The 2,209-nt window shown below is 52.7% G+C and carries 1 rRNA gene; it reads left to right on the top strand.

Annotated elements, in window-relative coordinates:
• A 23S ribosomal RNA gene (locus FD09_RS15380) occupies positions 1-2,209 on the top strand; the annotation flags it as partial.

The raw sequence follows: 2,209 nt of genomic DNA on the forward strand, positions 1-2,209 counted from the left end.
CGTAGGTGAAATCCAGCACCCTCAGTTCAGGATCCTGAGTACGGCGACACACGTGAAACGTCGTCGGAATCCGGGAGGACCATCTCCCAAGGCTAAATACTCCCTAGTGACCGATAGTGAACCAGTACCGTGAGGGAAAGGTGAAAAGCACCCCGGAAGGGGAGTGAAACAGTTCCTGAAACCGTGTGCCTACAAGTAGTCAAAGCCCGTTAATGGGTGATGGCGTGCCTTTTGTAGAATGAACCGGCGAGTTACGTTAGCTAGCGAGGTTAAGACGAAAAAGTCGGAGCCGGAGCGAAAGCGAGTCTGAATAGGGCGAGTGAGTTAGTTGATGTAGACCCGAAACCAAGTGACCTACCCATGACCAGGTTGAAGGTGCGGTAAAACGCACTGGAGGACCGAACCCACTTATGTTGAAAAATGAGGGGATGAGTTGTGGGTAGCGGTGAAATTCCAATCGAACTTGGAGATAGCTGGTTCTCTCCGAAATAGCTTTAGGGCTAGCCTCGGAAAAGCGGATACTGGAGGTAGAGCACTGTTTGGATGATGGTCCCGTCTCGGGATACTGAATGCAGATAAACTCCGAATGCCAGATATTTGTTTCCGGGAGTCAGACTGCGAGTGATAAGATCCGTAGTCGAAAGGGGAACAGCCCAGATCACCAGTTAAGGTCCCTAAATCCATGCTAAGTGGAAAAGGATGTGAAGTTGCACAGACAACTAGGATGTTGGCTCAGAAGCAGCCACCATTTAAAGAGTGCGTAATAGCTCACTAGTCGAGTGACTCTGCGCCGAAAATGTACCGGGGCTAAGCATGGTACCGAAACTGTGGGTGCGACCGTAAGGTCGTGCGATAGGAGAGCGTTCTAAGGGCGGTGAAGGCAGATCGTAAGGACTGCTGGAGCGCTTAGAAGTGAGAATGCCGGCATGAGTAACGAAAAGACAGGTGAGAATCCTGTCCGCCGTAAGACTAAGGTTTCCTGGGGAAGGTTCGTCCGCCCAGGGTTAGTCGGGACCTAAGACGAGGCCGAAAGGCGTAGTCGATGGCAAACAGGTGGAGATTCCTGTACCAGCGCGTTATGTTTGAACGATGGAGGGACGCAGGAGGCTAAGGTAACCACGCCGCTGGACGAGCGTGGCCAAGCAGCAAGTCTGGGAGTGAGTGAAATGCTTATTCCCGTTAAGGACAAGCTGTGATGGGGAGCGAAATTAAGTAGCGAAGTACCTGACGTCACACTGCCGAGAAAAGCTTCTAGTGAGTAACGCGGTGCCCGTACCGCAAACCGACACAGGTAGTCGAGGAGAGTATCCTCAGGCGCGCGAGAGAACCCTCGTTAAGGAACTCGGCAAAATAACCCCGTAACTTCGGAAGAAGGGGTGCTGACCGCAAGGTCAGCCGCAGTGAATAGGCCCAAACAACTGTTTATCAAAAACACAGGTCTCTGCTAAATCGAAAGATGACGTATAGGGGCTGACACCTGCCCGGTGCTGGAAGGTTAAGAGGATCTGTTAGCGTAAGCGAAGCAGAGAATTGAAGCCCCAGTAAACGGCGGCCGTAACTATAACGGTCCTAAGGTAGCGAAATTCCTTGTCGGGTAAGTTCCGACCCGCACGAAAGGTGTAATGATTTGGGCACTGTCTCAACGAGGGACTCGGTGAAATTATATTACCCGTGAAGATGCGGGTTACCCGCGACAGGACGGAAAGACCCCATGGAGCTTTACTGTAGCTTGATATTGAGTGTCTGTACCGCATGTACAGGATAGGTAGGAGCCGTAGAAACCGGGACGCTAGTCTCGGTGGAGGCATTGGTGGGATACTACCCTTGCAGTGCGGCCACTCTAACCCGCGCCACTAAGCGTGGCGGGAGACAGTGTCAGGCAGGCAGTTTGACTGGGGCGGTCGCCTCCTAAAAAGTAACGGAGGCGCCCAAAGGTTCCCTCAGAATGGTTGGAAATCATTCACAGAGTGTAAAGGCAGAAGGGAGCTTGACTGCGAGACAGACAGGTCGAGCAGGGACGAAAGTCGGGCTTAGTGATCCGGTGGTACTGTATGGAAAGGCCATCGCTCAACGGACAAAAGCTACCCTGGGGATAACAGGCTTATCTCCCCCAAGAGTCCACATCGACGGGGAGGTTTGGCACCTCGATGTCGGCTCATCGCATCCTGGAGCTGAAGTTGGTTCCAAGGGTTGGGCTGTTCGCCCATTA

The organism is Schleiferilactobacillus perolens DSM 12744, assembly GCF_001435585.1.
Lineage (GTDB): Bacteria > Bacillota > Bacilli > Lactobacillales > Lactobacillaceae > Schleiferilactobacillus > Schleiferilactobacillus perolens.